We start from the raw sequence: 8,059 nt of genomic DNA on the forward strand, positions 1-8,059 counted from the left end.
TCGCGTCGTGATGAGGCCCACCCCATAGAGCTGTGCGACCAGATACACGAACGAAACGAGGATGGCCGCCGACGCACCAACCAGGCGCAGCGTGCGGCTCTCGAAGCGCTCGGCGAAGAAGTCGGCGAGCGTGAACTGGCCGAAGCGGCGCAGATAGGGCGCGATGCACAGGGCCACGAGACAGAAGCCGCCCGTCCAGCCCAATACATAGGCCAGGCCGGCATAGCCGCTCGCGTACAGCGTGCCGGCCAGGCCGATGAAGCTGGCCGCGCTCATCCAGTCGGCACCGGCGGCCATGCCGTTGTAGAGAGGCGGTACCCGGCGGCCAGCGACGAAGTACTCGGCCGGGTCCGTCGTGCGGCAGAGGATGCCGATGACGGCATAGACGAGCACCGTCGCGCCGAGGAAGGAGTAGCCGATCCAGACTTTGGGCAGCCCGCGCTCCTCGCCCAGCCCCAGTGCAATCACAAGGGCGATGAAGCTCAGCGAGAACAGGGCGTAGCGGCGATGGAGATGACGGGCAGACACGGCCGCGATCATGGCAACAAAAGGCCCGGATTCCCTTGCGGAGAACCCGGGCCAATCAGGAATGACGCCCTTTTACTTGGCGGCCAGGCGCTGCCAGGTGTCAATCACGGTGTCAGGATTCAGCGAGATGGACACGATGCCCTCCTCGGCCAGCCAATCGGCGAAATCCGGATGGTCGCTGGGCCCCTGGCCGCAGATGCCGATGTACTTGCCGGTGGCGCGGCAGGCGCGGATGGCCCGCGAGATCATCGCCTTGACGGCCGGGTCACGCTCATCGAAGTCGCCGGCGAGTTGCTCCAGGCCCGAGTCGCGGTCCAGGCCCAACGTGAGCTGCGTCAGGTCGTTGGAACCGATGGACATGCCGTCGAAATGCTCCAGGAACTGCTCGGCCAGGATGGCGTTGCTGGGCACTTCGCACATCATGATCAGGCGCAGCCCGTCGGTGCCGCCCGCCGCGGCGCGCTTCAAGCCCTTTTCGGCCAGCATGGCGACGACCTTCTCGGCCTGCCTCACGGTGCGCACGAAAGGCACCATGACCTCGACGTTGGTCAGGCCCATGTCCTTGCGCACCCGCTTCAGCGCCTCGCACTCCATCGCGAACGCATCCTGGAACTCGCCGCTGATGTAGCGCGAAGCGCCACGGAAGCCCAGCATGGGGTTCTCTTCGTCCGGCTCGTAGCGGGTGCCGCCGATGAGCTTGCGGTACTCGTTGCTCTTGAAGTCCGACAGGCGAACGATGACAGGCCGCGGGTAGAACGCGGCGGCGATGGTCGCGATGCCCTCAGCCAGCTTGTCCACGTAGAAGGCGCGCGGCGAGGCGTGCCCGCGCGCCACCGACTCGACGGCCTTTTTCAGCTCGGCGTCGATGTTGGGATAGTCCAGGATGGCCTTGGGGTGGACGCCGATGTTGTTGTTGATGATGAATTCAAGCCGGGCCAGACCCACGCCGCCGGACGGCATCTGCGCGAAGTTGAAGGCCAACTGCGGATTGCCGACGTTCATCATGATCTTGATGGGGCAGTACGGCAGTTCTCCGCGGTGCACCTCGCTGATCTCAGTCTCCAGCAGGCCGTCATAGATATAGCCGGTATCGCCTTCCGAGCAGGCCACCGTGACGAGCTGGCCGTCCTTGAGCTTGTCGGTCGCATCGCCGCAGCCCACCACGGCCGGGATGCCCAGCTCGCGGGCGATGATGGCCGCGTGGCAGGTGCGCCCGCCGCGATTGGTCACGATGGCGCTGGCGCGCTTCATGACCGGCTCCCAGTTCGGGTCGGTCATGTCGGTGACCAGCACGTCGCCCGGCTGCACGCGTTCCATCTCGGCGACGCTGTCGACCAGGCGCACGGGGCCTGTGCCGATCTTCTGGCCGATGGCGCGGCCCTCGGCCAGCACGGCGCTGTGGGCCTTGAGCTTGTAGTGGTGCTCGACCTGGCCGGCCTGCTGGCTCTTCACCGTTTCCGGGCGGGCCTGCAGGATGTAGATCTTGCCGTCCTCACCGTCGCGCCCCCATTCGATGTCCATCGCGCGGCCGTAGTGCTGCTCGATGATCAGCGCGTACTGCGCCAGCTCGGTGACCTCGGCGTCGTTCAGCGAGTAGCGGTTGCGGTGCTCGGGCAGCGTGTCCACCGTCTTCACGAGCTTGCCGGTGGCGGCCTTCTCCTCGGGCGACGCGAATTCCATGCGGATCAGCTTGGAGCCCAGGTTGCGGCGGATGATGGCCAGCTTGCCGGCCTTGAGCGCCGGCTTGTGCACGTAGAACTCGTCGGGGTTCACGGCCCCCTGCACCACCGTCTCGCCCAGGCCGTAGCTGGACGTGATGAAGACGGCGTCAGGGAAGCCGCTCTCGGTGTCGATGGTGAACATGACGCCGGCCGACCCCAGGTCGGAACGCACCATGCGCTGCACGCCGGCCGACAGCGCCACGTCGCCGTGGGCGAAGCCCTTGTGCACGCGGTAGCTGATCGCGCGGTCGTTGTAGAGCGAAGCGAACACCTCACGCATCTTGTGCAGCACCTCATCGATGCCATGCACGTTCAGGAAGGTCTCCTGCTGGCCCGCGAAGGACGCATCCGGCAGGTCCTCGGCCGTGGCGGACGAACGCACGGCGAACGAGGCGCCCGGGTGGTCGGCCGTCAGCTGCGCGAAAGCCTGGCGCACGCCGGCCTCCAGGTCAGCCGGGAAGGGTTGGCTCTCGATCCAGCCACGGATCTCCGCGCCGGCCTCGGCCAGCGCGCGGACGTCGTCGGTGTTGAGCGAGGCAAGGCGCGCCGCGATGCGCGCGTCCAGGCCCTCGTGCTTGAGGAACTGCCGGAAGGCGTGCGCCGTGGTGGCGAACCCTCCGGGGACGCGCACGCCGCTGGCGGCGAGCTGCGAGATCATTTCGCCGAGGCTGGCGTTCTTGCCGCCAACTGCCTCGACATCGGTCATCCTCAGGTTCTCAAACGGTACGACCAGGGCGGTCGCCTCGAACAGGGTGGACATTGGGAAACTCCGGGAGGTTGAAAAACCGGTGTCGTCGCGTCGTCCAGGCCGCCCATGGGGAAGGCTGCCGAGCAAAGGGGCTCAAGGCAAGCGCAGCTCCATCCATTTCTAAATTCTTCTTGGAGGGCGGGAGCGCGCATGAGGGCTGATTCGCGAGGAATTGGGCCGGATTCTAGGCGCTGCGTACCGGCGTGTAACCGTGCACTGTGCACAATTGACCGCGTGACCACCGAACCCGCCCCCGAAGTCAACCGCCATTACCTGGAACATGTGATTCACACGGCCGAGGCGCGACCGGTGGAGGCGATCGAAGACATCGTCAGCCAGAGCGGCATCAAACTGCTGGCCAGGGGTGCGCAGATCAACGACAGCGTGCGCGAGCGGCTGCTGATGCACAAGCTGCAGAAGCCGCTGGAAGATTGCATCCAGGTCGCCGAGGGCGTCATTCCTCGGAGTTTCGGGCCCATCGGCGATGCTCTCTTGGAGCAGCATCCACTGCTCAAGGCCATCTGCGCCCATGACCTCTATCCCGCCGCGCCAACGACGCTGGCCACGCTCAAGCTCAGCAATCCGGTCCAGTCGCTGCTGACGGTCTACGCGCAATACCAGGGCGACCGCCTCAAGCACACGGTGGGCGTCGCGCTCCTGGCACTGGCCCTGTCGCGCCGCCTGCTGCCCGGCGAATCCGACCGCCACCGCATGCTGGCGCTGGCCGGGCTGCTGCACGACGTCGGCGAGCTCTACATCGACCCCAAGTACATCCGCCCCGGCACCCCATTGGGCCCGCAGGAATGGCGGCACGTCGCCTCCCACCCTGTGACCGGCGAGCGGGTGCTGCGCAACATGCCCGGCGCCGGTCGGGAGGTCGCCAGCGCCGTGCTCCACCACCACGAGCGGCTCGATGGCTTCGGCTACCCGCGGGGCGTGCAGGGCGCGGCCCTGCCCCTGAACGGCCAGATCCTGGCGGCCGCCGAATGGCTGATGGCCCTGATCGAGAACAGCGGGACGCCGCTGACGCGCGCCAGCGTGGCCACCAAGCTCATCCCCGGCGATTTCAGCCGCGAACTCACAGAAGCCATCACGCTGGCTGCCCAGGGCGGCGAGCCGGTGGCCACGGCGGCTGTCGATCCGGTGCCGCTGGAGTCGGCGATCCCGCGCGTCATCGCCATCGTTGCCACGCTGGGACGCTTCCGCGACGCCCGCCCCTGGATCGACGAGCGCATTGCCACGGCCCGCCCCAGCCTGCGCGCCGTCCTCGAGGCTGCTCTGCAGCGCCAACTGCGCATCCAGACCGCCTTCTCCAGCACCGGCCTGGACACCCACGACCTCGACGCCCTCGTCGCCAGCCTGGCTGAACAGCGCGACGCCGAGCTGCAGGTCGAGCTGATGACGGTCGTCGGCGAGCTGGAATGGAGGCTGCGCGAGCTGGAGCGCGAATGCCTGTTGCGTGCCGGCCTGCTGCCGGACGAGGACAGCGCCGTCATGAGCGAGCTGCTGGGGAGACTCAAGGCCGTGGCCTGAGCCTTCCGCTGGCTATCATGGCCGCGCCCTCAGAACCGATCGGAGCCGCTGCCATGAACGCCAGAACCGTCTACTTCGTCTCCGACGGCACCGGTATCACCGCCGAGACCTTCGGCAACTCCATCCTCGCGCAGTTCTCCATCAAGGCCCGCCACGTGCGCCGGCCGTTCATCGACTCCGCCGACAAGGCCCACGCCGTCGTTGCCGAGATCAACGAGGTCGGCGAACGCGAAGGCCAGCGGCCCATCGTCTTCGCCACCCTCGTGGACCGCGACGTGCTCAAGGTGGTGCGTGAGCACTGCCAGGGCCGCGTGATGGACATGTTCGGCACCTTCATCGAACCGCTGGAAGACGAGTTCGGCATCAAGAGCAACCACCGCGTCGGCCGCTTCTCCGACGTTGCCGAGAGCCAGGAATACCACGACCGCATCGAGGCCATCAACTTTTCGCTTGCGCATGACGATGGCCAGTCGTCCAAGAACCTCGACACGGCCGAGGTCATCCTGGTCGGCGTGTCCCGCTGCGGCAAGACGCCCACTTCGCTGTACCTGGCGATGCAGCACGGCATCAAGGCCGCCAACTACCCGCTCATCCCCGAGGACTTCGAGCGCCGCAAGCTGCCCGCGCCGCTGTTGCCGCACAAGCGCAAGTGCTTCGGCCTCACCATCGACCCCGAGCGCCTGGCCTCCATCCGCAACGAGCGCCGTCCGGGTAGCAAGTACGCCGACACGCTGAACTGCCGTTACGAAGTCAACGAGGCCGAGGCCATGATGAAGCGCGAGGGCATCGCCTGGCTGTCGTCCACGCACAAGTCCATCGAGGAGATCGCGACCACAATCCTGCGCGATATCCGGCCGGACCGCCTCATGTACTGATGCCGGCCCACGCGCTCGCACTCGTCCTCGCCGCCGCCCTCCTCCACGCCGCCTGGAATCTCGCCGCCAAGAAGTGGGGCGGCGGCACGCACTTCGTCTTCAGCTGCGCCCTCGGCGTGGTGGTGCTGTGGCTGCCCGCCGTGCTGTGGGTGGGGCTGGACGAGCTGCCGCGCTGGTCGCTGCTGATCTGGGGCTTCGTCGTGGCCAGCGCCGTGGTGCACCTGGCCTATTTCAATTGCCTGATCGCCGGCTACCGGGCCAGCGACCTGACCGTGGTCTACCCGGTCGCTCGCGGCAGCGGGCCGCTGCTGTCGGCGCTGGCGGCCGTCGCCCTGCTGGACGAGCACCTGGGCATCTACGGCGCACTGGGCCTGGCGGGCGTCGTCGGCGGCATCCTGCTCATCACGATGGGGCCGCGCCTCATCGGTCGTGGCGGCGGCCAGGATGCCGCAGCCGCGCGGCGGCGGCGCCACGGCGTCTATTGGGGTGCGGCCACCGGCGCGCTGATTGCCGGCTACACGGTGCTGGACGGCTATGCCGTCAAGCTGCTGGCCGTCTCGCCGCTTCTGCTGGACTATTTCGGCAATGTGCTGCGCGTCCCGCTGCAACTGCCCACGCTGCTGCGCCAGCCACACAGCTTCTGGCCTGAGCTGCGCCGCTCCTGGCGCGGCGTGCTGGCCGTTGCGGCCCTGGGGCCGCTGGCCTACATCCTCGTGCTGCTGGCCGTCCGCGAGGCCCCGCTGTCACGCGTGGCGCCGGCGCGGGAGGTGTCCATGCTGTTCGCTGCGCTGCTGGGCGGGCAGCTGCTGGGCGAAGGCGAGCGCGGCTGGCGCTTGGCCGGTGCGGTCCTGATCGCTGCCGGCGTCGCGGCGCTGGCGCTCTAGGCAGCGCCCGCCAAATACCCGCCCCGGGGCGCCGCCCGATTCGGGCCATGGCGGGCCCCGTCTCAGGGGACTCGCGAGGAGATGGTGTGCGGCAGCCGCGCTCCAACCCCGGTCGCTGTCGCTAAGCAGATGCTGGCCGTGCTGCTGCAGGAACCGCGCCCGCAGGCCGCCACGGAACCTCACCCGCGTGGATCTGGAACTGGCTGCCGCTCGGCCCGCCCCACCAGGGCGTCAGGAGGCGCCGTCGTGCCGCATTCGCGCAATCGGCGGCTGTTCAGGCCGTCGTCTCGGCACCTTCCCTCGCCGCTGCCTGCACCAGCGCGCGCTCGAAAGCGCCGCGTCCGGGCGTGTCCACGAAGACGCAGCGCTTGTGGTGGCGCTTGCAATGGTCCTTCACGCGCCAGTAGGCGTCGTGGCTGATGCAGCCGGTCTGGCAGATGACGAGATCGGCCGCGGCGAGCTGGGGTTCCAGCTGCGCCGGCCGGTGCTCGCTGCCGCCATCGTGGTGCAGGAACTGCGCACCGCAGCCCTCCACAGCCTGGCGGTAATGGGGCACGCTGCCGCCTCGTCCTCCGACGCAGAGCACCACGCGGTTCACCAGGGTCGCGGCCTCGACAGGCTCGGCGGTCTCGACCTCCTCCCCGGCGGGCGCAGCCAGCTCAGCACGGGGCGCCGCCACCACCAAGGGCGTGCGCACCATGAGCCGGTTGACCTCGCGCTGCAACACCTGGCTGCGCTCCACCTGCTCGGCCAGGCGCTCCCGCAAGGCCTCGCGTTCGGGCAGGTCCGGGCGGGCCGCCTGCAACTGCTGCAATTGCTCCAGCGCCTGGGCCAGTTGGGTCTGCAGGCTGATATGTTGCGCACGCTGCTGCACGCGCTCCTGCTCCCAGGCCTGTTGCTCGCGGGCGCGCTCCGCACTCCAGGCGGTCACGCGCCGTTGCACCTCGGCGTAGTCGCGGGCCAGCGCCTGATGTTCGGCGATCAGCTCACGGTGGCGCGCAAGATCCACGCGCTGTGCGGCGCCAAGCTGGTGCTGCAGCATGTGCACTTGGCCCAGCACACGCATCTCCAACCATTCGTCACAACGCGCATGCGTCAGCGTCGCCCACAGCGCCCCGGCGATGGCCTCGCCCTGCACCGCGCGAGCGCGCCACCACGCCATCAGGTCGTCACGGCACTTGGCCTGGGCAGCGCTGCGCACGTCCAGTGTGAAGCGCTGCTCCAGATCCTTCTGCAAGGCCTCGGCCACGGCGTTGCGCCGCGCGGCGGCCGTGACGAGGCTGCAGTGCAGCGTGTAGTCGTCCTCGTCGCCCTGCAACGCGAGCAGCTTCCTCGCCAGCACGCGCACGCGCTCAAGCGGTACGCAGACGCCGACAACGGGGCAGTGCGCATGGCTGCCCAGCTCCCACAGGCGGCGGCGGCGCGAACCGGGGGTGGAAGGTGCGTTGGCGCGCGCGGCGCAACAGGTGTCGGCCATTGGAGGTCTCCGAAGGAGGCGCGGGCGGGCGACGGCTGGCTGGCGCGTGGGGGAAACGGGGCTGCGAGCCCCTACTTGGTCAGGATGAGCTTGCCCTGAGCCGTGACACGCAGGCGATAGACCTGGTCCTGATGAAGGATGAACACCTCGCCACGCGGGCCGAGCAACGTCGCGCTGTCGATGCGGCGGGTCTGGTCAGGCTCGGGGGGCTTGGGCGGTAGGGCAGCGGGCGGCATGGACGGACTGTAATAAGAATCATTCTCGATTGCAAATCACGGGTCCCCATGAAATAG

The 8,059-nt window shown here is 68.4% G+C and carries 7 protein-coding genes; 3 read left to right on the forward strand and 4 right to left on the reverse strand.

What is annotated here, in order from left to right:
- A partial coding sequence (locus VGF12_RS21920) for a sodium:solute symporter family transporter (RefSeq protein WP_414710182.1) occupies positions 1 to 528 on the reverse strand: 528 nt, incomplete at its 3' end.
- A gap of 72 nt (positions 529 to 600) precedes the next feature.
- Positions 601 to 3,009 carry a phosphoenolpyruvate synthase gene (gene ppsA / locus VGF12_RS21925; protein ID WP_331178173.1) on the reverse strand — a complete coding sequence of 803 codons (2,409 nt, stop codon included), beginning with the start codon at positions 3,007 to 3,009 and terminating at the stop codon, positions 601 to 603.
- Positions 3,010 to 3,231: 222 nt separating this feature from the next.
- Between ppsA and VGF12_RS21930 the strand changes: the two genes are divergently transcribed.
- From VGF12_RS21930 to VGF12_RS21940, 3 genes are read left to right on the forward strand one after another with little or no spacing between them, the layout of a single operon-like run.
- Positions 3,232 to 4,530, forward strand: a complete 1,299-nt coding sequence (locus VGF12_RS21930; RefSeq protein ID WP_331178174.1) for an HD-GYP domain-containing protein — start codon at positions 3,232 to 3,234, stop codon at positions 4,528 to 4,530.
- A 53-nt stretch (positions 4,531 to 4,583) separates the two neighbouring features.
- Positions 4,584 to 5,405 (forward strand): posphoenolpyruvate synthetase regulatory kinase/phosphorylase PpsR, encoded by an 822-nt coding sequence (ppsR, locus tag VGF12_RS21935; RefSeq protein ID WP_331178175.1) that lies wholly within the window; start codon positions 4,584 to 4,586, stop codon positions 5,403 to 5,405.
- On the forward strand, positions 5,405 to 6,289 hold the full coding sequence (locus VGF12_RS21940; RefSeq protein ID WP_331178176.1) for an EamA family transporter: 885 nt from the start codon (positions 5,405 to 5,407) through the stop codon (positions 6,287 to 6,289). The genes ppsR and VGF12_RS21940 overlap by 1 nt, the downstream gene beginning before the upstream one ends.
- Before the next feature lie 274 nt (positions 6,290 to 6,563).
- Here the strand turns inward: VGF12_RS21940 and VGF12_RS21945 are convergent, their stop codons facing one another.
- Together VGF12_RS21945 and hemP are read right to left on the reverse strand one after the other, a co-directional pair.
- Entirely contained in the window at positions 6,564 to 7,766 is a 1,203-nt protein-coding gene (locus VGF12_RS21945; protein WP_331178177.1) for a DUF2325 domain-containing protein, read from the reverse strand.
- Between the two features lie 71 nt (positions 7,767 to 7,837).
- On the reverse strand, positions 7,838 to 8,002 hold the full coding sequence (gene hemP / locus VGF12_RS21950) for a hemin uptake protein HemP (RefSeq protein WP_331178178.1): 165 nt from the start codon (positions 8,000 to 8,002) through the stop codon (positions 7,838 to 7,840).
- Between the last annotated feature and the right edge of the window lie 57 nt (positions 8,003 to 8,059).

This window comes from Roseateles sp., assembly GCF_036404855.1.
In the GTDB taxonomy this organism is placed as follows: Bacteria; Pseudomonadota; Gammaproteobacteria; order Burkholderiales; family Burkholderiaceae_C; genus Pelomonas.

Coding starts and splice junctions, on each gene's coding strand:
- ppsA (WP_331178173.1), bottom strand. CDS start 3,009: ATGTCCACCCTGTTCGAGGCGACCGCCCTGGTCGTACCGTTTGAGAAC.
- ppsR (WP_331178175.1), top strand. CDS start 4,584: ATGAACGCCAGAACCGTCTACTTCGTCTCCGACGGCACCGGTATCACC.
- VGF12_RS21940 (WP_331178176.1), top strand. CDS start 5,405: ATGCCGGCCCACGCGCTCGCACTCGTCCTCGCCGCCGCCCTCCTCCAC.
- VGF12_RS21945 (WP_331178177.1), bottom strand. CDS start 7,766: ATGGCCGACACCTGTTGCGCCGCGCGCGCCAACGCACCTTCCACCCCC.
- hemP (WP_331178178.1), bottom strand. CDS start 8,002: ATGCCGCCCGCTGCCCTACCGCCCAAGCCCCCCGAGCCTGACCAGACC.